The sequence below is a fragment of the Streptomyces rapamycinicus NRRL 5491 genome (assembly GCF_024298965.1).
GTDB lineage: Bacteria > Actinomycetota > Actinomycetes > Streptomycetales > Streptomycetaceae > Streptomyces > Streptomyces rapamycinicus.
This window is the reverse complement of the sequence record NZ_CP085193.1, coordinates 1,777,508-1,802,812: the sequence shown is the minus strand read 5'-3', so window position 1 is coordinate 1,802,812 and position 25,305 is coordinate 1,777,508. Positions and strand designations below refer to the sequence as shown.

Genomic DNA, 25,305 nt, shown 5'->3' with positions numbered 1-25,305 from the left:
GCTCCGCCGCGTGGTGCGCGGACACCCCTAGGCCCTCGTTCAGCGGCCCCCCACCGGCTCCGGGGTGCCGGGTCGTTCCGAACTGGTCGTGAGCCGGTCCGGACCGCGGCCCGGCAGCAGTGAGGCGACCGCGAGCGCCACCAGCGCGGCGCCGCCGCCGATCGCGAAGGCGGTGCGGAAGCCGTCCAGGGACGGGAGCGCGACGGGCCCGAACGCGGTGGTCATATGGGCGAGGACGACGCCGACCACCGCACTGGCGGTCGAGGTGCCGATGGACCGCATCAGGGTGTTGAGCCCGTTGGCCGCGCCCGTCTCGGACACCGGCACCGCCGACATGATCAGCGCGGGCATGGCGGAGTACGCGAGGCCGATCCCGGCGCCGATCACACACGAGATGACCACGATCTGCCATACGGCGTCCATCAGGAAGATGCCCATGCCGTAGCCGACGGCGATCACCCCGGCGCCGAGCATCAGCGAGGTCTTGGGGCCCGAGGTGGCCGTGATCCGCGCGGACAGCGGGGAGATCGCCATCATCACCAGACCGGACGGGCCCAGGCAGAGACCGGCGGTCATCATCGACTGGCCCAGTCCGTACCCCGTGGCCTCGGGCATCTGCAGCAGCTGCGGCAGCACCAGCGACATCCCGAACATCGCGAAGCCGATGACGATGGAGGCCAGGTTGGTCAGCAACACCTGACGGCGCACAGTGGTGCGCAGATCCACCAGCGGCCCGCGCACCCGCAGCTCCCACCGGCTCCACAGCAGCAGTACGGCCACCGCCGCGGCGAACAGCCCGGTGGTGACACCGCTGGCCCAGCCCCAGTCGGCGCCCTTGGAGATGGCCAGCAGCAGGCAGAGCAGTCCGGCCGACAGCCCGACGGCGCCCACCAGGTCGAACCGCCCGCCGCCGCGCACCGGGGACTCCGGTACGAGCGCCAGCACCAGCGCGATCACCACCACGCCCAGGCTCGCCGAGACCCAGAACAGCACGTGCCAGTCGGCGTGTTCGGCCAGCGCCGCGGCGCCGGGCAGGCCGAGGGCGCCGCCGACGCCCAGCGAGGAGCTCATCAGGGCCATCGCCGAGCCGAGCCGTTCGGCGGGCAGTTCATCGCGCATGATGCTGATGCCCAGCGGGATCACGCCCGCGGAGAAGCCCTGGAGCGCACGGCCGACGATCATCGGCGCGAGCGTGTCGGAGAGCGCGCACACCACCGATCCGACCACCAGCATCGACAGGCTGAGCAGCAGCGTCCGCCGCTTGCCGTACATGTCGCCGAGCCGGCCCAGTACCGGAGTGGCCACGGCACCGGCGAGCAGGGTGGCGGTGATCGCCCAGGAGGCGTCCGAGGCCGAGGTGTGCAGCAGTTCCGGAAGGTCCGGGACCAGCGGCACCACCAGGGTCTGCATCAGGGAGACGACGATCCCGCCGAACGCCAGGACGGCGACCACCGGGCCGGAGCGCGGCGGGTGGGCGGTCGTCGCCGCTTCGGGGGCATCGGGGGTCGGAGGTGAGGAAGTCACGGTGGTCCTTCGTCGGGGCATGGCCGATTCACATCAGTGCCGCAGCAGTGTCGCACAATTTTGTGTAACGGGTACGTCAAATATGGCCGCCCCGGTCGCCGCTCGGCTCCTCGGCCATGTCGCGGTAGATCTCGCGCAGTTCACGCTTGAGGATCTTGCCGCTGGGATTCTTCGGCAGCGCCTCGGTGAGCCGGACGAACTTGGGCACCTTGAACCCCGCGAGCCGCGCCCGGCAGTGCGTGAGGATCTGCTCCGCCGTCACCTCATGGCCCGGTTTGGCCACCACCACCGCGGTCACCGCCTCGATCCAGTACGGATGCGGCACCCCGAACACCGCGACCTCCGCGACCGCCGGATGGGCGTGGACGGCCTCCTCCACCTCGCGCCCCGAGACGTTCTCCCCACCGCTGTTGACCATGTCCTTCTTGCGGTCGACGATCGTCAGGCACCCCTCCTCGTCCAGCACCCCCAGATCACCGCTGTGGAACCAGCCGCCGCGGAACGCCGCCGCGGTGCGCTCCGGGTCCCGCCAGTAGCCGAGCATGGTGTGCGGGCCCCGGTGGACGATCTCGCCGACCGTGCCCGGCTCCACCGGCCGGTCCGCCTCGTCCACCACCCGCGTCTCGACGTTCAGCGCGGCCCGCCCCGCGGAACCGGCCTTGCGCTCCTGGTCGGCCGGGCCCAGTACGGTCGCGATCGGGGACATCTCGGTCTGCCCGTAGAAGTTGTACAGCGCCAGCCCCGGCAGCCGCCGGCGCAGTTCGGCCAGCACCGCGACCGGCATCGGCGCCGCCCCGTAGTACCCCTTCCGCAGCGACGACAGATCGCGGGTCTCGAACTCCGGATGGCGCAGCAGCGCGATCCACACCGTGGGCGGGGCGAACAGCTTGGTCACCCGCTCGGCCTCGATCGTGGCCAGCAGCGTCGCCGGGTCCGGACCCGGCAGCACCAGACAGGTGGCGCCCAGTTGGATGTCGGGGGTGAGGAAGGCGTGCAACTGGGCGCAGTGGTAGAGCGGCAGCGCATGGATCTCGACATCGTCGGCCGACATCCCGCCGTCCACGATCGCCGTCTGATACTGCGCGATCAGATTGCGGCTCGTCATGATCGCGCCCTTGGGCCGCGACTCGGTCCCCGAGGTGTACATCAGCTGCACCGGATCGTCGTCCTCCAGGGCGGGATCGGGCACCGGATGCCCCCGCTCCGCGCCCAGCGCGGCGAAGTCCTCCCACCCCTCGCGCTGCCCCTCTCCCAGCGCCGCGCGCAGCGCGACCCGGGGCGGTGCGGCCTCGGCCAGCGCGCCCTCGGCGACATCCAGCAGATCCGTGCCCGCGATGATCCCGACCGCTCCCGAATGATCCAGGACATACGCCACTTCGGACGTGGTCAGCATGAAGTTGACCGGTACCGACACCGCGCCCAGCCGGGCCAGTGCGAAGTACGCCACCACGAAGCCGTGGGAGTTGCGGGCGAAGAGCACCACCCGATCGCCCTGGGCGACGCCCCGCGCCGCCAGGGCCCCGGCCGTCCGGCTCACCAGCGCGTCCAGCTCGGCGTAGGTCTGGCGCAGCGGTCCTTCGACGACCGCCGTCCTGGCGGGCAGCCGGGCCGCGGTGCGGGCCAGCAGATCGGCGATGCCGTGGCGGCGGGCGCGCACGATGTCCTCGGGCAGGTCGGATGCGGTCATCGTCAGGTCTCCCGGGGGCTCGGACGGGCCGGACAGGGCGTCACGCTGGCACGGCGTGGGGCGGCGTTCAAGGCCTGGGACGGCCATGGGGCTCGAGGCGTCGGCGGCCACGAGGTGCACGGCGTCGGACGGCCACGAGGTGCACGGCGTCGGCGGCCACGAGCGGCGCCCGAGCGACCTTGCGTAGCCTTGGGGCCTGGTACGACGGGGGCGAGCGAAAGGACACCGGATGGCCGGGACCGCGGAGGGGACCGTCCGCAGAGGACGTGGGCGCCCGCCCCGTCTGTCGCGCGAGCAGATCGTCCGCAGCGCCGCGGAGCTCGCGGTCCGCGAGCCGGAGACCGCGCTGACCGTCAAGAGGGTCGCCGAGGCGGTCGGCTCCGCCCCCATGGCGCTCTACCGCTACTTCCCCGACCGCGACGACCTCCTCCAGGCCGTGGCCGACCGCGTCCTGGCCGAGGCCCAGCACAAAAACCCGCCGGGGGACACCTGGCAGGAGCGGCTGCGCGCCTGGATGCACGACAGCCGCGACTATCTGCTGCCCTACCGCCAGCTGCTCCCCTATATGGCCGCCACCCAGCAGCCCGCCCGGATCTCCTCCCTGGTGACCCTCACCCGGATGCTGCGCCCCTTGAAGCTGACCGAGGACGATCTCGCGCTGGCCGTGACCCTCATCGGCTCCACCGTCATCGGCCACGCGGTCTACGAGACCCACCGCGGCCCGGTCTCCGCCCGCAAGCTGGACGCCCTGAGCGAGGCGCTGGCCCTCTACCCCCCGGATGAGCGGGCGGCGGTGGCCCCGCTGCTGGCGCGGCTGCCGCGGGCCCACAGCAGGCTGTACGACGTGGTGGTGGACCGTACGGTGGCCGTCGTGGAGGCGCTGGCGGCGGAATGACCCGCCCCGGGGCCGCGCGCCCCGGAACGGGTCAGCACCGATGGCCGGGCCGTGCGGCTAGCCGGTGCACTCCATGGACGCCGGGTCCGCCGCGTCGCGGATCAGCGCCTGATGGGCCTGGCGCAGCCGCTTCACATCGGGCTTGATCTCCTTGCGGTCATAGGTGAGCAGCCCGTTGAGCTCGCCCTCCACATCCGTGATCTGGGTGTAGACGGCTCCGCTGCTGCCGTTGCACGCGACCAGCCCGCGCACCTTGTCCAGCAGCTTCAGGTACTCGTCGGTGTACTGGTCCTTGTCCACGCCGACATAGGTGTGCTGCACGGGCCAGGCGTGCCCCGGGACGGCCAGGCCAAGACCGCCGTACTCGCCGGTGACCCCCGCCCGTGAGGCGTCCGGGCGCGGATCGCCCGGGCCGGGGTAGGCGTGGATGTCGGCGAGGTCGCCGTTGCCGGTGTCGTTCCAGCCGCTGGCGCCGTTGATGAGCCGGCTGGGGTCCCAGCCCTTCGCGAGCGCCGGTACCTTCGGGCCGCCGTACTGGCCCCAGCCCTCGTTGAAGGTCACCCAGATGACGATCGACGGACTGCTGACGTGCTGGTCGATCATCCGCTTCATCTCGTGCTCGTACTGCGCCTGCGCCTTCTCGGACGGGGTGACCGTGTTCATGGCGGGCATGTCCTGCCACACCATCAGGCCCAGCCGGTCGGCCCAGTAGTACCAGCGGTCGGGCTCGACCTTGATGTGCTTGCGCACCGAGTTGAAGCCCATGCTCTTGTGCATCTTCAGGTCGTACGCGAGGGCCTCGTCGGTCGGCGCGGTGTGCAGTCCGTCGGGCCAGAACCCCTGGTCGAGGGTGGCCATCGAGAAGATCGGCTTTCCGTTGAGCACGGTGCGCCGCTTGCCGTCCACCTCCTTGACGGCGATGCTCCGCATGCCGAAGTAGCTCTCCACCCGGTCCGCCGAGGCGCCCCGCCCGACCGTCACCTTCAGCTGGTAGAGATGCGGATCGTCGGGGGACCACAGGTGCGGGGAGGGCACGGGGACGGTCAGCGGCTTCCCGGTGTGCCCGGTGGCGGTGCCGACCACGCGCCGTCCGTCGTAGGCGGTCGCGGTGACCGGGACGCCGTCCCGCACCCCGCGGACCTCGGCGGTGAGGGCCTTACCGGGGACGTCCGGGGTGAGCTTGAGGGTGTCCACGTGGTCGGTGGCGACCGGCTCCATCCAGACGGTCTGCCAGATCCCGGAGGAGGGGGTGTAGAAGATGCCGCTCGGGTCGAGGCGTTGCTTGCCCATCGGCGGGTTCTCGCCGTCGGCCGCGTCCGTCGGGTCGTAGACGCCGACGATCAGCTCCTGGGTGCGGCCCGGCCGCAGGGCGTCGGTGACATCGGCGCTGAACCGGTCGTAGCCGCCGCGGTGGTCGGCCACCCGGGTGCCGTTCACATACACCTCGGCCTGCCAGTCGACGGCGTCGAAGTTCAGCCGCAACCGCTTGTCCTGGCCGACCTTCCAGTCGGCCGGGACGGTGAAGGTCCGCCGGTACCACATGCGGTCCTCATGGCGCTCCACACCGGAGAGCTTCGACTCCACCGGGTACGGCACCAGGATCCGCTCCTTGAGCTTCTGCCCGACCGGGGGCTTCTGGCCCTCCTTGGCGGCGGCGAACTCCCAGCTGCCGTTGAGGTTGCGCCACTGATCGCGGGTCAGCTGGGGGCGCGGGTACTCGGGGTGGGCGTTGTCCGGGCCGACGTCCTTGGCCCAGGGCGTGCTCAGCTGATACGTCGACTTGTTGCCACCGAAGGAGACATACGGGTCGATGGCGCCGTCGCCGTCCTCGAGACCGCCCTCGCCGTCGTAGCGCACGACGGCCTCGCCGCCGCGGCCGACCACCGGCTCCTTCAGGGAGAGCAGCAGCCGGGACGGATCGGCCGCGTCCAGCCGGGCGCGCCCGAGCGGCCACTGCGCGCCGCCGATGACGGCGGACAGATGCGACGTCAGATCGGCCGGGGGAGTGGTCAGGGGCCGGGCGAAGTCCAGCAGCAGCGTCCGGCCGTCGGGCTGGACGGCGCTGGCCACCGGGCCGTCGTAGTCGAAGTCGGCGGGCAGCTGGAAGGCGGACGCGGGCACGGGCGCCTTGGCCGCGCCCGGCGGGGTCCAGGACAGGTGGAAGTTGGAGCCGCCGTAGTGCTCGAAGTACTCGACCTTGATGTCGTAGGCCTTGCCCGCGGTGAGCTCGACGGGCTGGGAGGTCTGCTCCTTGTCCCAGTCGTCCACCCAGTGGTCGATGACCGGTTTGCCGTCGATCCACAGCCGGAAGCCGTTGTCGGCGGTGATCGAGAAGGTGTGCGCACCGGAGCGCTCCGGTGTGATCTGGCCGGTCCAGCGGACGCTGACGTCGTCGGCCCGTCCGGTGGTGGCCTGCAGCCGCGGCTCGAGATTGCCGAAGTCGAGGGCGGGGTCGAGGCTGGTGGCCTTCAGCTCGTGGAAGTCGAAGGCCCCCGGGGCGGACTGCAGGTAGTAGTCGCCGCGGAGGCCATGGACGATCGAGGGGTCGTCGGAGCGGGTGTCGGCCGCGGCCGGACCGGGAGCGGTCAGCAGACCGAGCGCGCCAAGCGCCAAGGTCACGGTCGCGACCACGGATCTGGCGAAAGATGAACGAAAACGCACATGTCCTCCTTGCTGGAGCAGCCTTTGTGGCTGCTGCTGGGACAAGTGGGGCGCCGCCATTGCGCCATCTCCAACAGAACCTGTCAATAGTGAACGCAAGGCAACAGCCCGGGTGTTGGGTGCTGAGCCTTGACGGGAATGCGCTTTCTTCCTAGCGTGCTTGTTCATAGATGTGACCGATATTCAACAAGCTGCACTGAGGAGGCCCGTAATGGGGCGACGGATCGTGGTGTCGGGCGGCGGTACCGGCATAGGACTGGCGACCGCGGAGACCTTCGCCGCCGAAGGCGACCGGGTGGTCATCCTCGGGCGCCGCGCCGAGGTGCTGCGCGCCGCGGCGGACAAGCTCAACGCCGCCCACGGCGCCGACCTGGTCACCTGGACCAGCGCGGACCTCAGCGACCCGGAGCAGACCCGGCGCGCCGCCGAGTTCATCACCGCGGACGGTGGGGTTGACGTCGTCGTCACCAACGCCGGCGGCAATGTCGCGCCCGCCAACGACGGCTCCCTCGAAGGCATCGCCGGTCAGTACCAGCGGAACTTCGAGGCCAACGTGCTGACCGCCGTGCTGCTCACCGAGGCGCTGCTGCCCCACCTCACCCGGCCCGGCGGCCGTATCGTCCACCTGTCCTCGGTCGCGTCGCTGCGCGGCCCCGGATCGTACGGCGGCACCAAGGCCGCGCTGCACACCTACACCTTCGAGCTGGCCAGGCGGCTCGGCCCGGAGGGTGTCACCGCCAACGCGGTGGCGCCCGGCTATGTCGAGGACACCGAGTTCTTCGGCGAGCGCGGCACCCCCGAGTTCATCGCCCAGCAGATCGGGCAGACGCTCACCGGCCAGCCCGGGACGCCCACCGAGATCGCGGCCGCCATCCGCTATCTGGCCTCCCCCGAGGCCGCGTACGTCACCGGCCAGGTGCTGCACATCAACGGCGGGGCGCAGTACGGCCGCTGACCCCGCCACACCCCCGGCCGGGGGCGGGGAACCGGGTCCGCGCTAGGGCCGTACGGCCCTGGAGCAAGGGCCGCGCAGCCCTGCCGCCGCGTTCCGGCCATGGTCCACTCTGGTCCTCCACACAGGTGGGGGGAAGACGGACGGACGGCCGCACCGAAGGAGTCAGCTCGCTGACTCCAAACCATCTTCGGACGCGGCCGCCCGTCCGTCCTGCGTTACCGCTGCTTCACGCACCAACGCTGCTTCACCACGCACCAACGCAAGGGGGGACTCATGTCCGCACACACCGTCCGCATCGGCGCGGCGCTCGCCGCCGGCTGCGCGCTCGCCCTGCTGTACCCGGCCACACCCGCCGGGGCCGCGGGCTCCGTACACCTTTCCAAGATCTACTACGACTCGCCCGGCACGGACAACCGGAGCAACTCCAGCCTCAACGGCGAGTACGTCCAGATCAAGAACTCCACCTCGCGCGGGGTCAGCCTCAAGGGCTGGGTGCTCGTCGACGCGAGCAACCACAAGTACACCTTCCCCGGCTACACCCTCGGCGCGGGCAAGACGGTGACCGTCCGGACCGGCTCCGGCTCCGACACCTCGGCCACCAAGTACCAGGACCGCCGGGCGTACGTCTGGAACAACGACCGCGACAAGGCCACCCTCCGCAAGACCGGCGGCTCCACGGTCGACACCTGCTCGTACAACAACAGCCGGGTCGACTACACGAACTGCTGAGCGCGCGCCGCGCGGGGGCGCGGCGCAGCCGGTGAAGTCCTCCGGCCCGGACCACAATGGGGGTGTCGAGGAGGAGAGCCGGTGGTCGGCCGTGTCGGACTGGGTGTGGGAGTACGAGGGCTACGAGCCCGGCCAGGAGCGGTTGCGGGAGTCGCTGTGCACGCTCGGCAACGGCTATGCCGCCACTCGGGGCGCGGCCCCCGAGACCGCCGCCGATGACGCCCACTACCCCGGCACCTATGTGGCGGGCTGCTACAACCGGCTGACCTCGGTGGCCGGCGGACGCCAGGTCGAGAACGAGGACATGGTCAACCTGCCGAACTGGCTGCCGCTGCGCTACCGCGTCCGCGACCCGGACCGGTCCGCGGGCCCCGGCGGCTGGCTCACCCCCGACGGGGACGAGCTCACCGGCTACCGGCAGACCCTCGACCTCCGGCACGGCACCCTCATGCGGCGGCTGCGGTTCACCTGCGGCCGCGGCCGGGTGCTCCACGTCGAGCAGCAGCGCCTCGTCCACATGGGGGATCCGCATCTGGCGGCCCTGCGCACCACCTTCCGGGCCGAGGGCTGGTCCGGCACCGTCGAGCTGGAGTCGGGGCTCGACGGTGCCGTGGCCAACACCGGCGTGGCCCGCTACGACGCGCTGGCCGGCCGCCACCTCGTCGACCACCGCACCGGCGCCGCGGGCCCCGACACCGTATGGCTGAGCTGCCGCACCACCAGCTCCGAGGTGCGGGTGGCCATGGCCGCGCGCACCCTCGCCGTGCGCGGCGGGACGCCCACCGGCACCGGGCAGCGGCTCACCCACGGCGCGGCGATGCGCACCCTGGGCGTGCCGCTCGCGCCGGACACCCCCGTCACCGTCGAGAAGACCGTGGCGCTGTACACCTCCAAGGACCCCGCGGTCAGCGATCCGGCCCAGGCCGCCCTGGACGGGGTGGCCCGGGCGCCGGAGTTCGGGAAACTGCTCGCCTCCCACCGCACCGCATGGGAACACCTGTGGCGCGAGGCGGCGTTGGAGGTCTCCGGCGAGCCGGGCCGCATCCTGCGGCTGCACCTGTTCCACATCCTCCAGACGCTCTCCCCGCACACCGCGGAGCTGGACGTGGGCGTCCCCGCCCGGGGCCTGCACGGCGAGGCATACCGCGGCCATGTCTTCTGGGACGAGCTGTTCGTGCTGCCGTATCTGAACCTCCACTTCCCCGAGGTGTCCCGGGCCCTGCTGCACTACCGCCACCGGCGGCTGCCCCAGGCGTGCCGCGCCGCCGCGGACGCCGGGCGCGTCGGGGCGATGTACCCCTGGCAGAGCGGCAGCGACGGGCGCGAGGAGACCCAGACCCTGCATCTGAACCCGCGCTCCGGCCGCTGGCTGCCGGACAACTCCCGGCTGCAGCACCATGTGGGCTCGGCGGTGGCGTACAACGTGTGGCAGTACTGCCAGGCCAGCGGCGACACCGAGTTCCTGCACACCAAGGGCGCGGAGATGCTGCTGCAGATCGCCCGCTTCTGGGCGGACACCGCCGTGTCCGATCCGGAGCGGGGTCGGTACCGCATCCGCGGGGTGGTCGGGCCCGACGAGTACCACGACGGCTACCCCGGCGCCGGCCGCCCCGGGATCGACGACAACGCGTACACCAACGTCACCGCCGCCTGGGTGCTCGACCGGGCCCTGGAGCTCGCCCGCACCCTGCCCGAGCCGCGCCGCCGCGAACTGTTCGAGCGGGTGGGCCTGGACCGCGCGGAGCCGGAGCGCTGGGAGGACGTCTCACGGCGGCTGCTGGTCCCCTTCCACCAGGGCGTCATCAGCCAGTTCGACGGCTACGGGGAGCTGGCCGAGCTGGACTGGGACGGCTACCGCGCCCGCTACGGCGACATCCGCCGGATGGACCGGATCCTGGAGTCCGAGGGCGACTCCGTCAACCGCTACCAGGTCTCCAAGCAGGCCGACGCGCTGATGCTCGGCTATCTCTTCGGCCCCGCCGAACTGTCCGGCCTCTTCCGGCGGCTCGGCTACGCCCTGGACGACGACATCTGGCGGGCCACCGTGGAGTACTACCTCTCCCGGACCAGCCACGGCTCGACCCTCAGCGAGCTGGTGCACGGCTGGGTGCTGGCGCGGGCGCGCCGGACCGAGGCGTGGCGGCACTGCCAGGAGGCGCTGCTCGGCGATGTGGCGGACGTCCAGGGCGGCACCACCGGCGAGGGCATCCACCTCGGCGCCATGGGCGGCACCCTCGATCTGGTGCAGCGCGGGCTGACCGGTCTCGAGACCCGCGAGGACGCCCTGTGGCTGGACCCGGTGCCGCTGCCCGAGCCGGCCGGGCTGCCAGGGTTGTCGGAGTACCGGTTCTCGATGCGCTATCGCGGCCACTGGGGCGTCGCCCTGCGGGTGCGGGCCGGGCGGCTGTGGATCAGCGTGCCGGACTCGGAGGAGTGCCCGATCGAGGTACGGCTCGCCGACCGTTCGCTGACCGTGGCCCCGGGCGAATCCCACTGGGTTCCGCTGCCACCGGGCTGAACTCGCCTTGCCGCCCGGCCGGGGATATGACACAGGCTCTCAGCCCAGGCCGGGGACCACCATCGCCAGCCAGACGACCGGCGGCACCGCCACCACCATGATCCCGCCGTAGATCATCAGCTGCCGGAAGAACCGGTCCCGGTCCACGTCCGGCGCGTTGGCCAGCACCAGCGCCCCGTTGGTCGAGAAGGGGCTGACGTCGACGACGGTCGCCGACACCGCGAGGGCCGCGATCATGCCCACCGCGCCGATGTCGCCCTGGGCGAGGAAGGGAACGGCGAGCGGGATCAGCGCGCCCATGATGCCCACCGAGGAGGCGAAGGCGGAGACGATCGCGCCGATGTAGCAGAGCAGCAGGGCGGCGAGCAGCGGAATCCCGATGTCGCTGACCGCCTTGCCCGCGTAGTCGATGGTGCCCATCTCGTCCAGCACCCCGACATAGGTGAGCACACCGCAGATCAGCAGCACGGTGGGCCAGGTGACCTCGTTCACCGCCTTCTTGCCGTGGTCCGGCCAGAAGACGCTCAGGGCCACGGCGAGGCTGATCGAGGTGAGCCCGGCGTCCAGGTCGAAGGCGAGCACCGCGACCACCAGCGCCACCAGCGCGGCCAGGGTGGCGATACGGGCGGGGGTGAGACGGCCCTCCGCGTCGGCCGGTGCCTCCTCCGCCCCGGCTTCCCGCTCCTCCCCAGCGGCGGCGACGGCGGTCCTGGGGAGCTTCAGCCCGCCGCAGACGACGAAGACGACGGCGGCGATGATCAGGTTGACCACCAGGCTCGCGAGGAACAGCGTGATCTCGTTGCCGGGGAGCTTCTCCCGGTCCACGATGCCGTTGACGATCGATCCGTAGATGCTGATGGGGGAGAAGCCACCGCCCTGGGAGCCGTGCACCACCATGGCACCCATCAGCAGCGGGCTGATCTGGTACCGCGCGGCGAAGGAGAGCGCGAGCGGGGCGACGATCGCCACCGCCGCCGGGCTCACCGCCCCGATCGCGGTCAGCGCCCCGCTGATCGCGAACATCACCCACGGGATCAGTGCGACCCGCCCGCCCACCAGCCGGATCGAGGCGTGCACCAGCCAGTCCGTGGTGCCGTTGGCCCGGGCGAGGGCGAACAGATACGTCACCCCCACCAGCACCACGAACAGATCGCCCGGGAACCCGGCGAAGATGTGGTCCGCGCTGAAGTCGGCGACCAGCTCGCCCACGCCGAAGGCGGCGGCGAAGGACAGGGCGCCCATGTTGATCGACCGGGTGGTGGCGATGACGAAGACCACCACCAGCACGAGTATCGAGATCAATTCGTCGGACATCGAGCGCTCCCGTCACGGGGACCCGGTCGGCGGACCGGGGACGGTCGGGCCAAGTGGCCTGCTGGCTGACTCACGTTGAGGGCCGGGCGGTTCGGCCGTCAAGACATCGGTGGCAGATTGGCTCAGCCAATTGACCAATGCTCCACCGGACCGCACAACCACCACACCGTCCGGCCACCCGGTGCTACGCTGCGAATCGGGGCCATCACAAACCGCGATGGGGGGAGCCCGTATGGTCGAGGACGCGCTGCGCCCGATGAACCGTCAGCGCCTGTACGAGCAGGTGCTGGAGAGGCTGCGCGCCTACGTCGAGGAGGGCGGGCTGAAGGCGGGCGACCGGCTGCCCACCGAGCGCGAGCTGGCCCAGCGCCTCGGCATCAGCCGCGCCTCCGTCAAACAGGCCATCGTCGTCCTCGAGGTACAGGGGCTCGTCGAGGTGCGCCAGGGCGGCGGGATGTGCCTGTTGCGCGACAGCCTCGACACCGAGCCCGTCGAGCGGCTGGTGGAGCGCCGCCGCCGGCTGCCCGATGTGCTCGACGCCCGCGAGGCGTTGGAGACCAAACTGGCCGAACTCGCCGCCGAGCGCCGCACCGACGACGATCTCTTCGCCCTCCAGCAGGCCCTGCACTGGATGGAGGACGAGATCGAGTCCGACCGCCACGGCGTCGAGGGTGACCGCCGCTTCCACGCGGCCGTCACCGCCGCCGCGCACAGCCCGCTGCTCGCCGAGTTCATGCGCTCGATCGCCGACCAGATCGCCGAGAGCCGCGAGGAGTCGCTGCGCCAGCCCGACCGCCCCAGGCGCTCGCTCGCCCAGCACCAGCACATCCTGGACGCCATCGCCGAGCGCCGTCCCAAGGCCGCCGCCGCGGCCATGCGCCGCCATGTCCGCACGGTCGCCCAGGTGCGGCTGCTCAACTGGAATCCGGACGAGGCCCCTTGATTCCGCGGCGGCATCCTGCCCGACCTCCTGCCCGACCGTGACCGATCATGGCTTTGGTCTGGACTTTCCCCGGTGGCTCGCTAGGCTCTGCGCGATCGACACGTGAAAGCGCTCTCACCTGCTGAGCAGAAGGGGAACTTCCATGAGACGGAAGCCCGTTGTCCGTGCCGGACTGTCCGCACTCCTCGTCCTCGGCGCCCTCTCGGGCGCCGGCGGGGCCTTCTCGACCGCCGCCGCGGCATCCGGGGCCGACGCCCCCGCGGCGAAGCCCGCCGCCGCGCCGGCGCCATCCGCCACCCTCGTCCGCGCGCTCGGCCGGGACCTCGGCCTGACCGCGGACCAGGCGCGGGAACGGCTGGGCCAGGAGGCCGCCGCCATGCGGCTGGAGCCCAAGGCCAAGCGCGCCGCGGGCGCCTCCTACGGCGGCTCGTGGTTCGACACGGGCAGCGGGAAGCTGGTCGTCGGCGTCACCAGCGCCGAGCGGGCCGCGTCGGTACGGGCCACGGGCGCCACCACCCGGATCGTCGAGCACAGCGCCGACGCGCTCGACGCGGCCAAGACGCGCCTCGATGAGAAGGCCCGGAAGCAGTCCGCCCCGGCCGGGGTGAGCAGCTGGAGCACCGACCCCCGCGCGGGCGCCGTCGTGGTCCGGGTCCGGCAGGGCAGCGAAGGCGACGCCGCCGTGCGCGCGTTCCTCCGCGAGGCGAAGCGCTCGGCCGCCGTCCCGGTCACCGTCGAGAAGGCCCCGGCCCAGGCGCCGACGACCTTCGCCGCGGGCACGGTCGGCGGCGACCCGTACTACACCGGCAACGTCCGCTGTTCCATAGGCTTCTCGGTCCAGGGCGGCTTCGTCACGGCCGGGCACTGCGGCCAGGCGGGGGGCTCCGTCAGCGGCTGGGACGGCTCGTACATCGGCAACTTCCAGGGCTCCTCCTTCCCCGGCAACGACTACGCCTACGTCAGCGTCGGCAGCGGCTGGTGGACCGTGCCGGTGGTGCTCGGCTGGGGCACCGTTCCCGACCAGCTGGTCCGCGGCTCCGCCGAGGCCCCGGTCGGCGCCTCCATCTGCCGGTCCGGCTCCACCACCCACTGGCACTGCGGCACGGTCCTGGCCAAGAACGAGACGGTGAACTACAGCCAGGGCGCGGTGTACCAGATGACCAAGACCAGTGTGTGCGCCGAGGGCGGCGACTCCGGCGGCTCGTTCATCAGCGGCGACCAGGCCCAGGGTGTGACCTCGGGCGGTTGGGGCAACTGCTCCAGCGGCGGCGAGACCTGGTACCAGCCGGTCAACGAGATCCTCTCGGTGTACGGCCTGCGGCTGCACACCGCCTGACGGGCGATACGGCGACAAGGCGACGGGGCGGGCCCGGCGGCCCGCCCCGTCGTATCGCTCCGGCGGCTACCCCGGGCGGTGCGCCGACAGCCGGTGCGGGTCGTAGCCGGGGATGGTGCCATCGGCCTTGGCGACCAGGAACAGCCCGGCCATGCCCATGTCGGAGTGGCTCTGGACGTGGCAGTGGTACATCCAGGCGCCCGCGCCGACGTTCTCCCCGGCGATCACCTGGAAGCCGAAGGAGTCGGCGGGCCCGGTGATCTTGTTGTCGATGACCCGGCTCACATCGTCCGGGCCCTCCAGCAGCCCGGTGCGGTTGTCCGCCCACCGGTGCCCGTGCATATGGAAGGTGTGGTAGTACTCGCCGTGGGTGATCATGATGATCTCGACGCGATCGCCCACCGTGGCCCGGAACTCGGGGGCGTCATGCCCCGCCTTGTTGTTGATCGTCATGTCGTTGAAGACGATCGTGAACTGCTTGTCCGGCAGGATATCGCCCGCCCGCCGCACCACCACCGGTCCGTACAGCCCCTTCCGCAGGCCACCGGTGCCGTGCGGGGTGCCCACCGCGTGGTCGTGGTAGTGCCAGTAGCCCGCGCTGCCCGGCCGCCAGGTGCCGTCGGCGCGCTTGCCCGGGGCGTGGGTGCGCCAGGTGTAGGTGCGGGTGCCGCCCGGTTCCACGGCGCTGCGGTTGAGCTGGGTGCCGTCGCTGGCGACGTCGTAGTCCAGGCCGTGCACATGGAGGCTGGCCGTGACGTCCATGGTGTTCTCGAACTCGATGTGCAGGGTGTCGCCCTCGGTCAGCTCGATCAGCGGACCGGGGATGCTGGCCTTGCCCTTCTCGAGTCCGTACCCCATCGATCCGTCCGGCAGCTTCTCCGCGTAGAGCTTGAGACGGCGGACCGTACCGCCCGCGGCCGCCGTGTCGACTCCGCCGGACCCGGCCGCCGGGGCCTTCGGCGCCTTCGCGGCGGCGGGGGAGGTGAGGGCCAGCGGTCCGACGGCCGCGGCGGCCGCGCCGCCGGTGAAGAGCCGTCTGCTGAGACCGCGTCTGGAGGTGAAGCCGGGTGCGTCGCTCATCGTTCTCCCAAATCGCTGTGGATCCCCTGCCGTTGACGATGCGCAGATGCCCCGGGGTGCTTTCACGGTAGCCGGGGGATGCTCGTTCATCCACACTCAGGACAAAGTTCGTTGAGTTGCGGTCATAGCTATTGGCGACTTGCGAAAAGCCGTCTAGCTTCCTTCAGCGGTGTTATCGGTACGTGAGAGGGATGGGTGACCAATGCGGGACATACCGTACCAAATGCCCTCAAAGAGGAGAGGACTGACAGTCGGTCGGCTGCGAAGGAGACGCGCGGGGATGGCGGCACTGCTCTTCGGCGCCCTCACCGCGACCCTGCTCGGCGGGACCCCCGCCAGCGCCCGGCCCGAGGATCGTGCGCCACTCACGCTGCCGTCGCCGCCCGGCGGTGACAACGTCCGGGTCCTGGTGTTCCACGGTTCGGCCGGGGACGAGCCGGCCACGGTGAACGCGGGCATCGAGGCCATCGAGCGGATCGGCAACCAGGGCCCCGCGGCGACCCGGTTCACCGTCGACGCCACCGCCGACGCCTCGGTCTTCACCAAGCCCCGGCTCGGCAAGTACAACGCCGTGGTCTTCCTGACCGGTTCCGGCGATGTGCTCGACCCCGAGCAGGAGGCGGGGCTCGAGTCGTACATGGAGGCGGGCGGTGGGTTCCTCGGCATCCATGACGCGGCCCGCAACGAGCCGTACTCCGACTGGTACAGCGGGCTGATCGGCGCCCGCCCGGCCACCACCAGCCCGGCCACCGCCCAGCGGGCCGTGGTGGAGGTCGGCGACCGCGTCCACCCGGCCACCAAGGAGCTGCCGCTGGAGTGGAAGCGCACCGACACCTGGACCAACTGGAAGGACAATCCCTCCGGCACCGTGCACACCGTGGCCCGGGTCCGCGAGTCCAGCTACCAGCCGGGCGCCGGCGCCAACGGCGCGGACCACCCGATCTCCTGGTGCCGTGACTACGACGGCGGCCGCTCCTTCTACACCGGCATGGGCGGCACGGTGTCCACCTTCCAGGAGACCGACTTCCGCGCCCATCTGCGCGGCGCGCTGCTGTGGACCACCCGGCTCTCCCGCGCCGACTGCAAGGCCACCATCAACGCGAACTACAAGGCCGAGCGCGTCACCAAGCCCAATCAGCCGGGCCAGTCCGACCAGATCGGCGAGCCGCACGGCCTCGTCGTCGCCAAGGACGGCCGGGTGCTGTACATCGGCCGGGGCGGCGGCGACAACAGCGCGCCCGTGGTCACCGACTGGAACGACCCGGACATCGGCAAGGGCCAGGGCCAGATCCATGTCTACGACCCGGCCACCGGCAAGGTGACGCTCGCGGGCGCCCTGACCGTCTTCGGCAACAAGGGCGGCGGCGATGAGCTGATCAAGGTCGAGGAGGGGCTGCTCGGCATCGAGCTGGACCCGGACTTCCTCACCAACGGCTGGGTGTATCTGCACTACACCCCGCACTCGCGGATCAACCGGGACACCCAGATGGCCGAGCGCCGCGTCTCCCGGTTCACCCTGGACCTGAAGACCGACAAGCTGGACCTGGGCTCGGAGAAGGTCCTGCTCTCCTGGCCGGTCCAGATCCACAGCTGCTGCCACGCGGGTGGCGGGATGAGCTGGGACTCCAAGGGCAATCTCTACATCGCCACCGGGGACAACAACTCCTCCCAGTTCAGCGACGGCTACTCCGGCAACAATCCGCAGCCGAACTACAAGGGCGTCTCCTTCGCCGACGCCCGCCGCACCGCGGGCAACACCCACAACCTCAACGGCAAGATCCTGCGGATCCACCCCGAGGACGACGGCACCTACACCCTCCCCGAGGGCAATCTCTTCACCGGCAAGGAGCCCGACGAGGGCGGCGGCAAGACCCGTGGCGAGATCTATGTGATGGGGGTGCGCAACCCGGCCCGGATCTTCGTGGACCAGAAGACCGACATCCTCTACGCGGGCTGGGTCGGCCCGGACGCGGGCGAGCCCAGCACCACCTGGGGCCCGGCCAAGTACGACACCTTCGCCGCCATCACCAAGGCGGGCAACCACGGCTGGCCGTTCTGCATGGGCAACAAGCAGCCGTACCGGGACCGCAATCTGCCCGACCCGAGCAAGCCCCTGGGCTGGTACGACTGCGACCACCCCAAGAACGAGTCGCCCAACAACGACGGCCTGGTGAACCTGCCGCCCATCACCGGGAACACCATCTGGTACTCGCCCCAGGGCGGCGCCCCCGACTATCCGCGGGACGCGAACGGCATCCCCAGCTACAAGACGTCGGAGGCCAAGTACCTGCTGCCGTGGCTCAAGGGCGGCGGCCAGGCCACCATGAACGGCCCGGTCTACCGGTACGACGCCACCAGTGACAGCACCACCAAATGGCCCCAGTACTGGGACGGCAAGTGGTTCGTCGGCGACTTCTACGACGCCGACCAGCCGCGCCACGCGGTGCTGACCGACCCCAAGACCGTCGGCAAGGGCGGGCTGCCGGTGCACGCCGAATCCCTCAAGAAGATCATCCCGGTGGGCGCCGACGGCATCCGCAACCTCATGGACTGGAAGTTCGCCCCGGACGGCTCGCTCTACGTCCTCGACTACGGGCGCGGCTTCTTCACCTCCGACTCCAAGTCGGCGCTGTGGCACATCACGTACAACGGCGGCGAGCCCACTCCGCTCGCCCAGGATCTGGCCAGGAAGGCGGAGTGACCGTGAAACGAAGGCGCCCCAAACCCATCAGACCCTGGCTGCCGCTGCTCGCCGCGCTGCTCATGGTCCTCGGGCTGAGCTCGGGGACGGCGACGGTGGCCTACGGGCAGGACGACACCCGGCAGGCCGCCCAGCAGACCCTCACCTGGACCGCGGGTGACGACATCACCAAGTACGCCTCGGCGCCCACCACCGCGGTCGCCGGCAAGGCCACCATCGTCTTCGAGAACAGCACGGCCACCGGCAACACCATGGGGATGCCGCACACCCTGACGTTCGATGTCTCCGACCCCGAGTACAACAACGACGTCCCGCTGAACATCCTCGCCAACCCCTCGGACGACAGCGGCGGCAAGCACACCGCCGAGGTCACCCTCAGCCCCGGCCGCTACCGCTACCACTGCACCATCCCCGGCCACGGCCAGATGCAGGGCATCCTGGTGGTCACCGACGGCGGCGGGGGCGAGGACACCACCGGGCCCGAGACCACTGCGAAGGTCGAGGGCGAGAAGAACGCGGACGGCGCCTACATCGGGATGGCCACCGTCACCGTGTCCGCCACCGACGAGGGCTCCGGCGTGGACCGGATCGAGTTCGCCGAGGGCGACGGCGCGTTCCAGCCGTACACCGCCCCGGTGATGGTCCACCAGGTCGGGCAGCACACCATCCGTTACCGGGCCGTGGACAAGGCGGGGAACGTGTCGGAGGTGAAGTCGGTGGACTTCACCGTGGTGGCGCCGCCGACGGACGACTCCACACCGCCGGAGACCTCCGCCACCGTCTCCGGTGAGAAGGACCCGTCCGGCGCGTACATCGGGATGGCCACCGTGACCGTCACCGCCTCCGACACCGGCTCCGGGGTCAACCGGATCGACTACGCCCTGGGCCAGGGGGAGTTCCAGCCCTACACCGGTCCGGTGATGGTCCATGACGCGGGCGCGCACACGGTGCGCTTCCGGGCGGCGGACAAGGCGGGGAACGTGTCGGAGGTGAAGTCGGTGGACTTCACGGTGGTGGTACCGCCGGCCGAGGACACCATCCCGCCGGTGACCTCCGCGCAGGTCGACGGCACCAAGAACTCCGACGGCGCCTATGTGGGCAGCGCCAAGGTCACGCTCACCGCCGCGGACGACGACTCCGGGGTGGAGAAGGTCGAGTACTCCCTGGACAGCGGTCCGTATCTCGCCTACGCCACCCCCGTGGTGGTGGACCGGGTGGGCCGTCACACCGTGGCGTACCGCGCCACCGACAAGGCGGGGAACACCTCGGAGGCGCAGGCGATCGCCTTCACCGTGGCCGAGGGCGGCGGGGTGCCCGCACCCGCGTGTCCGGAGTGGGACGAGCGCCTCACGGTGATCGTCGGCACGGTGGACACCGGCGTCCCCAACCGCATCACCCGCAGCCGCTGCACCATCAATGAGCTGATCGAGGACGAGAAGGACTGGTCCTCCCACGCCCTCTTCCTCAAGCACGTCACCGCCGTCACCGACAAGCTGCTCGCCGACGGCGTCGTCGACCAGCGCGAGTACCGGTTGATCAACAAGGCGGCCAAGCAGTCCGGGATCGGCAAGCCCGGTCAGGACGAGGGCTACCGCCCGCTGTTCGACGGCACCAGGAAGTCCTTCGACAAGTGGCAGCATGTGGGTGGCGGGGCCTTCGGTCTCAATGACGACGGCAGCATGACCAGCGACACCTCGGTCGAGGGCATGGGCATGCTGTGGTTCCCGCAGCGGACGTACGACGACTTCTCGCTGAAGCTGCAGTTCCGCGATGACGCACCCGGGACGGGCAACGCCAACGGAGGTGTCTTCGTGCGCTTCCCGTACGTCCATGACCACCCCGAGGAGTCCCGTCCGGAGTGGGTCGCCATCAAGTACGGGCACGAGGTGCAGATCCTCGACCGTCCGGACGGCGATATGTACAAGACCGGATCGATCTACGGATTCGACCGGGTCGGGCTGGCCGGGGCGGGGGTCACCCCCAAGGGCAGCTGGAACGACTACGAGATCCGGGTGGTGGGTCAGCACTACTCGATCTACCGCAACGGTGTGCTGCTCAATGAGTTCGAGAACACCGGCGGCCAGGAGTTCACCCCGCCGCGCTCGGACGACCCCGGCACGGACGGCCGTCGGTACTCCTCCGGGTACATCGGTCTCCAGGTCCACAGCACCGACGATGTGATCTCGTACCGCGACATCCGCATCAAGGAGCTGTAGGAACCGCCGCGTACGGCATGAGGAACGGCGCGAGGGTGAGTGGCCGCCGGAGCACCCCAGTCCCCGGCGGCCACGGACCATGGGGCACGGGCCCTGACGTTACCTCAGGTAACACTCATCGGTAACCCCTGTGCTCCAGACCTGCCAAACCCCCGCTTCCGGCTTGCGGAAGCGGGGGTTTGACGTACCGTCAGTAGGTTGCGGAGAGCGCGGTCAGGACGCCAGGGTGTCCAGAATCCCCTGCCCGTACTTCACCAGCTTGTTCTCGCCGACCCCGCTCACCGTGCCGAGCTCCTCGAGCGTGGCCGGGGCGCGGGTCGCGATCTCGCGCAGGGTGGCGTCGTGGAAGACCACATACGCGGGGACGCCCTGCTCCTTCGCGGTCGCCGCCCGCCAGGCGCGCAGCCGCTCGAAGACCGGCACGGCCTCCTCGGGCAGATCCACCGGGGCCTTCTTGGCCTTCCCCGAGCCCCCCGTCTTCGCCTTCGCGGTGCGCGAGGCCTTCTCCGGCTCGCGCCGCAGCCTGACCTCGCGCTGCCGGTTCAGCACCTCCGAGCTCGCGTCGGTGAGCACCAGCGTGCCGTAGTCCCCCTCGACGCCGAGCACGCCCTGGGCCAGCAACTGCCGTGCCACCCCTCGCCATTCGGCCTCGCGCAGCTCGGTCCCGATGCCGAACACCGACAGCGCGTCATGGTCGAACTGGATGACCTTGGCCGTCTTCTTGCCGAGCAGGATGTCGATGATCTGCCCCGCGCCGAACTTCTGGTTGCGCTCCCGCTTGAGCCGCACCACCGTGGACAGCAGCTTCTGCGCGGGGATGGTGCCGTCCCAGGACTCCGGGGGCGTGAGGCAGGTGTCGCAGTTGCCACAGGGGGTGGACTGCTGGCCGAAGTACGCCAGCAGCCCCACCCGGCGGCACTCCACCGTCTCGCACAGCGCCAGCATCGCGTCGAGATGGGCGCCGAGGCGGCGCCGATGGGTGTCGTCGCCCTCGGAGGTGTCGATCATCTTCCGCTGCTGGACCACGTCCTGGAGCCCGTACGCCAGCCATGCGGTGGAGGGCTGTCCATCACGCCCGGCCCGGCCGGTCTCCTGGTAGTAGCCCTCCACGGACTTGGGCAGGTCCAGATGGGCCACGAACCGCACATCGGGCTTGTCGATCCCCATGCCGAACGCGATCGTGGCCACCACGACCAGACCGTCCTCGCGCAGGAAGCGCGCCTGGTGCTCGGCGCGGGTCCGCGCGTCCAGCCCCGCGTGGTACGGCACCGCGTCGATGCCCTGGGCCACCAGGAACTCGGCCGTCTTCTCGACCGAGGAGCGGGACAGGCAGTAGACGATCCCCGCCTCGCCCGGGTGCTCGGTGCGCAACAGCTCCAGCAGCTGCTTCTTCGGCTCGTTCTTGGGAGCGATCCGGTACTGGATGTTCGGGCGGTCGAAGCTGGCCACGAAGTGCAGTGCGTCCTGGAGCTTCAGCCGGGACGCGATCTCGGTGTGGGTGGCCTCGGTGGCGGTCGCGGTCAGCGCGATCCGGGGCACGGTGGGCCAGCGCTCGTGCAGCTCGGACAGGGCCAGATAGTCGGGCCGGAAATCGTGCCCCCACTGGGCCACGCAGTGCGCCTCGTCGATGGCGAACAGCGAGATCTGGCCCCGGTCCAGCAGCCGCAGCGTGTGCTCGACCCGCAGCCGCTCCGGGGCGAGATAGAGCAGGTCCAGCTCGCCCGCGAGGAACTCGGCCTCGACCATCCGCCGCTCGTCCAAGTCCTGGGTGGAGTTGAGGAACCCGGCCCGCACCCCGAGGTTCCGCAACGCGTCGACCTGGTCCTGCATCAGCGCGATCAGGGGGGAGACGACGACGCCGACGCCCTTCCGCACCAGCGCCGGGATCTGGTAGCACAGCGATTTGCCACCGCCGGTCGGCATGAGGACGAGCGCGTCACCACCGGCCACCACATGGTCGATGATCTCCTGCTGCCCTCCCCGGAACGAGTCGTAACCGAAGACGCGGTGCAGAACGCCGAGCGCCTCGCTCGTCTCGGGGCCGGGCGCGTCGTCGCTCGTGTCGGGGCCGGTGCCGGTGTCGGGGAGAGCCATCCGGCGATTCTAGGGTGCCGGGAGGTACTCGCGGTGACCGCCTGTGGACAACCGGCCGGATGAGAGAAGGTGGGTGGGCACAGTGGCCGATGAGACGGCGACATGCCATGCTCATGCCCACTTGCTCCGTCCATCCTTCCCCCACGAGGAGGCCGATCGTGAGATCCAGCAAGTTCATACGTGCCTTACCCGCCGCGGTGACAGCGGTGCTCGCCCTGACGGCCGGACAGGCCGTGGCCGCCCCCGCCGCCCCGGCGGAGCACACCGCCGCCGCGCGGACGGTGACGTACGACGCCAGCGGGGCCGCCGAGTTCAAGGACGCCGTGGCCAAGGGCGCGGCGGTCTGGAACGAGAGCGTGGTCAACGTCCAGCTGAAGCCGGTCGCGTCCGGACAGCGGGCCAACGTCCGCATCATCGCGGACAACGGCTGGCCCCGTACCCTCTCGACCGGTCTGGGCAGCGGCACGATCTACTTCGGCCGCGAGGCCGTCGACGAGGGCTACAACACGGTGCGGATCTCCTCGCACGAGCTGGGCCACATCCTCGGTCTGCCGGACATGAAGCCGGGGCCGTGCTCGAGCCTGATGTCCGGCTCCACCGCCGGGGTCTCCTGCACCAACCCCAACCCGAACGCCGCCGAGAAGGCCGAGGTCGAGGACAGCTTCGGCCTCGTGGGCGCGGGCGCGACGGCCGCCGCGACGCCGCGGATGTACCGGGACTGACCGGAGCGGGCCGGGGCTGACCCGCATCGGGCCGGGACTGACCCGACGCACCGGGGCGGAGCGGGCCGGGAGCCAGGCTCCCGGCCCGCTCCGCCCGTCACTCACCCCGTCACCCTCACCGCCACCGTGGTGGTGCGCCGTCAGACGGTGATCACTTCGGTGTCGGGCAGCGCCCGGAACGGACCGAGCTGGTCATCGGTGGCCCCGCTGTCGGTGACCAGCGTCCACGGCCGGTCCAGCGGGGCCCAGGCGGTGAACGGGGACTGGCCCAGCTTGCTGCTGTCGGCGAGGACGTACACCTCCTTGCCGCGGTCGGCCATCATCTCCTTGAGCGAGGTCTGCTGGAGGCTCGCCTCGCATATCCCCAGCCGCGCGTCCAGCCCGTCGGCGCCGAGGAACACCTTGTCCGCGGTCAGCCGGGACAGGGCCAGCTCGGCGAGCGGCCCGACGAACCCCTGGCTGACATGGCGCAGGGTCCCGCCGAGGGTGATCAGCTCGATGCCGTCCGACTCGGCCAGCTCGCGCAGCGCGGTGAGCCCGCAGGTGATCACGGTCAGTTCGGCGCGGGCGCGCAGATGGTGGGCGAGCCGTCCGGTGGTGGTGCCGGCGTCCAGGACGACGGTGTCGCCCGGTCCGATCCGCGCGGCCGCCCAGCGTCCTATGCGGTCCTTCTCGGCGACCGCGAGTCCGCTGCGCTGTCCCAGGGTGGGCTCGGCGGTGTGACCCGCGCTCATCGCACCGCCGTAGGTCCGGGCGATGGTGCCCTGTTCGGTGAGGAGCGCGAGATCCCGGCGGATGGTGGAGGGCGTCACCTCCAGCGAGCGGGCCAGCTCCTCCACGACGACCGTGCCATCGGTCTGGATCATCCGGGCGATCAGTTCCCGGCGGTCCCCGGCGCGCAGCCGCCTGCGCTCCTCCGCTCCGACCTCCTGACGCATCGCGGCCCCCATCCCTTCCGTAACTCTGCGCGACTCTGCGCAGCCCTGAGCAACCCTATCAGTCTGCGCATTTCGCGCTGTTTCACCGCAAGCGCGGGGGAGAGTATTGCGCGTTACGTGCAATCATGCGAACGTGCCGCTCACAACGCGCATGGAGCGAAAAGGTCGCGCAACTCGCCGAACGCAACTCGCCGAAGGAGAGAAGCTGACAGCATGAACACTTCCCCCGCCGACTTCGCGGCCCGGCTGCGCGCCCGCAGGCGGATCATCGGCTACTGGGTCGTCCTCGACAATCCCGTCGGCACCGAGCGCCTGGCCGGGCTCGGCTACGACTACATCTGCGTCGACGCCCAGCACGGCCTCCTCGACTACAAGGGCACCCTCGGCGCGATGACCGCAATCGACGCCCGTGGCACCGCCGCCGGGATGGTGCGCGTCCCGGGCAACGACGGCTTCTGGATCGGCCAGGCCCTCGACGCCGGCGCCCGCGGGGTGATCGTCCCGCTGGTCAACACCGCCGAGGAGGCGGCCGCCGCGGTGAGCTACTGCCGCTACCCCCCGCTCGGAGTGCGCTCCTACGGCCCGATGCGCTCGGGTCTGCGCGTCGGCCCCGCCCCGGCCGAGTCCAACCGGCAAGTGGCCTGCGTCGTGATGATCGAGACGGCCCAGGGGCTGGCCAACGCCGCGGAGATCTGCGCCACGGACGGGCTCGACGGCGTCTACATCGGCCCCTCCGACCTCACCATCGCGCTCGGCGGCCGCACTTCGACGGACACGTCGGTGGCGGAGGAGTTCGAGGCGGCGCTGGCGAAGGTCGCCGAGGAGGCAAGGACCGCGGGCATCGCCGCCGGTATCCACTGCCCCGACGGGGCCACCGCCGCGGGGCGCCTGGCCCAGGGCTTCACCTTCGCCACGGTCAGCAGCGACCTGGCCCACCTGGAGCAGGCGGCGGCCGCGCATCTGCGTGACGCGAACGGCTGAGCACATCCTCC

The 25,305-nt window shown here is 70.9% G+C and carries 17 protein-coding genes; 10 read left to right on the top strand and 7 right to left on the bottom strand.

The window, feature by feature from the left end:
• Positions 1-39: 39 nt before the first annotated feature.
• Positions 40-1,545 carry an MFS transporter gene (locus tag LIV37_RS07290; RefSeq protein ID WP_214662980.1) on the bottom strand — a complete coding sequence of 502 codons (1,506 nt, stop codon included), beginning with the start codon at positions 1,543-1,545 and terminating at the stop codon, positions 40-42.
• A 55-nt stretch (positions 1,546-1,600) separates the two neighbouring features.
• The gene (locus LIV37_RS07285) at positions 1,601-3,211 is read right to left on the bottom strand and encodes a fatty acyl-CoA synthetase (protein WP_020866455.1); all 1,611 of its coding nucleotides are present in this window, start codon (positions 3,209-3,211) and stop codon (positions 1,601-1,603) included.
• Positions 3,212-3,440: 229 nt separating this feature from the next.
• Here LIV37_RS07285 and LIV37_RS07280 point away from each other — a divergent pair, with 229 nt between their 5' ends.
• On the top strand, positions 3,441-4,106 hold the full coding sequence (locus LIV37_RS07280; RefSeq protein WP_020866453.1) for a TetR/AcrR family transcriptional regulator: 666 nt from the start codon (positions 3,441-3,443) through the stop codon (positions 4,104-4,106).
• 57 nt (positions 4,107-4,163) lie between these two features.
• On the opposite strand, the gene LIV37_RS07275 is transcribed toward LIV37_RS07280, so the two are convergent.
• Positions 4,164-6,827, bottom strand: coding sequence for a PA14 domain-containing protein (locus tag LIV37_RS07275; RefSeq protein ID WP_252505465.1), 2,664 nt, complete (start codon positions 6,825-6,827; stop codon positions 4,164-4,166).
• Positions 6,828-6,978: 151 nt separating this feature from the next.
• Here LIV37_RS07275 and LIV37_RS07270 point away from each other — a divergent pair, with 151 nt between their 5' ends.
• The 3 genes from LIV37_RS07270 to LIV37_RS07260 all read left to right on the top strand — a co-directional run bounded on the left by LIV37_RS07270 (position 6,979) and on the right by LIV37_RS07260 (position 10,969).
• On the top strand, positions 6,979-7,722 hold the full coding sequence (locus LIV37_RS07270; RefSeq protein ID WP_020866451.1) for an SDR family NAD(P)-dependent oxidoreductase: 744 nt from the start codon (positions 6,979-6,981) through the stop codon (positions 7,720-7,722).
• Between the two features lie 273 nt (positions 7,723-7,995).
• On the top strand, positions 7,996-8,451 hold the full coding sequence (locus LIV37_RS07265) for a lamin tail domain-containing protein (RefSeq protein ID WP_020866450.1): 456 nt from the start codon (positions 7,996-7,998) through the stop codon (positions 8,449-8,451).
• Between the two features lie 91 nt (positions 8,452-8,542).
• The gene (locus tag LIV37_RS07260; protein ID WP_121826189.1) at positions 8,543-10,969 is read left to right on the top strand and encodes a glycoside hydrolase family 65 protein; all 2,427 of its coding nucleotides are present in this window, start codon (positions 8,543-8,545) and stop codon (positions 10,967-10,969) included.
• A 39-nt stretch (positions 10,970-11,008) separates the two neighbouring features.
• Here LIV37_RS07260 and LIV37_RS07255 read toward each other — a convergent pair whose 3' ends face one another.
• On the bottom strand, positions 11,009-12,283 hold the full coding sequence (locus LIV37_RS07255; RefSeq protein WP_020866448.1) for an SLC13 family permease: 1,275 nt from the start codon (positions 12,281-12,283) through the stop codon (positions 11,009-11,011).
• A gap of 232 nt (positions 12,284-12,515) precedes the next feature.
• Here LIV37_RS07255 and LIV37_RS07250 point away from each other — a divergent pair, with 232 nt between their 5' ends.
• The gene (locus LIV37_RS07250; protein WP_020866447.1) at positions 12,516-13,226 is read left to right on the top strand and encodes a FadR/GntR family transcriptional regulator; all 711 of its coding nucleotides are present in this window, start codon (positions 12,516-12,518) and stop codon (positions 13,224-13,226) included.
• Positions 13,227-13,368: 142 nt separating this feature from the next.
• Entirely contained in the window at positions 13,369-14,562 is a 1,194-nt protein-coding gene (locus LIV37_RS07245) for a S1 family peptidase (protein WP_020866446.1), read from the top strand.
• A gap of 66 nt (positions 14,563-14,628) precedes the next feature.
• Here LIV37_RS07245 and LIV37_RS07240 read toward each other — a convergent pair whose 3' ends face one another.
• Positions 14,629-15,642 (bottom strand): multicopper oxidase domain-containing protein, encoded by a 1,014-nt coding sequence (locus LIV37_RS07240; protein WP_020866445.1) that lies wholly within the window; start codon positions 15,640-15,642, stop codon positions 14,629-14,631.
• A 223-nt stretch (positions 15,643-15,865) separates the two neighbouring features.
• Between LIV37_RS07240 and LIV37_RS07235 the strand changes: the two genes are divergently transcribed.
• Complete coding sequence (locus LIV37_RS07235; protein ID WP_373920597.1) at positions 15,866-18,343, top strand: ThuA domain-containing protein; 2,478 nt, start codon at positions 15,866-15,868, stop codon at positions 18,341-18,343.
• 62 nt (positions 18,344-18,405) lie between these two features.
• Positions 18,406-20,559, top strand: a complete 2,154-nt coding sequence (locus LIV37_RS07230; RefSeq protein ID WP_243146476.1) for an OmpL47-type beta-barrel domain-containing protein — start codon at positions 18,406-18,408, stop codon at positions 20,557-20,559.
• Between the two features lie 213 nt (positions 20,560-20,772).
• Here LIV37_RS07230 and recQ read toward each other — a convergent pair whose 3' ends face one another.
• Complete coding sequence (recQ, locus tag LIV37_RS07225) at positions 20,773-22,653, bottom strand: DNA helicase RecQ (protein WP_020866442.1); 1,881 nt, start codon at positions 22,651-22,653, stop codon at positions 20,773-20,775.
• Between the two features lie 158 nt (positions 22,654-22,811).
• Between recQ and LIV37_RS07220 the strand changes: the two genes are divergently transcribed.
• Positions 22,812-23,375 (top strand): snapalysin family zinc-dependent metalloprotease, encoded by a 564-nt coding sequence (locus LIV37_RS07220; RefSeq protein WP_020866441.1) that lies wholly within the window; start codon positions 22,812-22,814, stop codon positions 23,373-23,375.
• Positions 23,376-23,515: 140 nt separating this feature from the next.
• Here the strand turns inward: LIV37_RS07220 and LIV37_RS07215 are convergent, their stop codons facing one another.
• Complete coding sequence (locus tag LIV37_RS07215) at positions 23,516-24,313, bottom strand: DeoR/GlpR family DNA-binding transcription regulator (RefSeq protein WP_243146384.1); 798 nt, start codon at positions 24,311-24,313, stop codon at positions 23,516-23,518.
• 213 nt (positions 24,314-24,526) lie between these two features.
• Between LIV37_RS07215 and LIV37_RS07210 the strand changes: the two genes are divergently transcribed.
• Complete coding sequence (locus tag LIV37_RS07210; protein WP_020866439.1) at positions 24,527-25,294, top strand: HpcH/HpaI aldolase family protein; 768 nt, start codon at positions 24,527-24,529, stop codon at positions 25,292-25,294.
• The last annotated feature ends 11 nt before the right edge of the window (positions 25,295-25,305 follow it).

Bases quoted from the DNA above. Each gene is read 5' to 3' on its own strand.
- LIV37_RS07290 (WP_214662980.1), bottom strand. From the start codon at position 1,545: ATGCCCCGACGAAGGACCACCGTGACTTCCTCACCTCCGACCCCCGAT.
- LIV37_RS07285 (WP_020866455.1), bottom strand. From the start codon at position 3,211: ATGACCGCATCCGACCTGCCCGAGGACATCGTGCGCGCCCGCCGCCAC.
- LIV37_RS07280 (WP_020866453.1), top strand. From the start codon at position 3,441: ATGGCCGGGACCGCGGAGGGGACCGTCCGCAGAGGACGTGGGCGCCCG.
- LIV37_RS07275 (WP_252505465.1), bottom strand. From the start codon at position 6,827: ATGGCGGCGCCCCACTTGTCCCAGCAGCAGCCACAAAGGCTGCTCCAG.
- LIV37_RS07270 (WP_020866451.1), top strand. From the start codon at position 6,979: ATGGGGCGACGGATCGTGGTGTCGGGCGGCGGTACCGGCATAGGACTG.
- LIV37_RS07265 (WP_020866450.1), top strand. From the start codon at position 7,996: ATGTCCGCACACACCGTCCGCATCGGCGCGGCGCTCGCCGCCGGCTGC.
- LIV37_RS07255 (WP_020866448.1), bottom strand. From the start codon at position 12,283: ATGTCCGACGAATTGATCTCGATACTCGTGCTGGTGGTGGTCTTCGTC.
- LIV37_RS07250 (WP_020866447.1), top strand. From the start codon at position 12,516: ATGGTCGAGGACGCGCTGCGCCCGATGAACCGTCAGCGCCTGTACGAG.
- LIV37_RS07245 (WP_020866446.1), top strand. From the start codon at position 13,369: ATGAGACGGAAGCCCGTTGTCCGTGCCGGACTGTCCGCACTCCTCGTC.
- LIV37_RS07240 (WP_020866445.1), bottom strand. From the start codon at position 15,642: ATGAGCGACGCACCCGGCTTCACCTCCAGACGCGGTCTCAGCAGACGG.
- LIV37_RS07235 (WP_373920597.1), top strand. From the start codon at position 15,866: ATGCCCTCAAAGAGGAGAGGACTGACAGTCGGTCGGCTGCGAAGGAGA.
- LIV37_RS07230 (WP_243146476.1), top strand. From the start codon at position 18,406: ATGGTCCTCGGGCTGAGCTCGGGGACGGCGACGGTGGCCTACGGGCAG.
- recQ (WP_020866442.1), bottom strand. From the start codon at position 22,653: ATGGCTCTCCCCGACACCGGCACCGGCCCCGACACGAGCGACGACGCG.
- LIV37_RS07215 (WP_243146384.1), bottom strand. From the start codon at position 24,313: ATGCGTCAGGAGGTCGGAGCGGAGGAGCGCAGGCGGCTGCGCGCCGGG.
- LIV37_RS07210 (WP_020866439.1), top strand. From the start codon at position 24,527: ATGAACACTTCCCCCGCCGACTTCGCGGCCCGGCTGCGCGCCCGCAGG.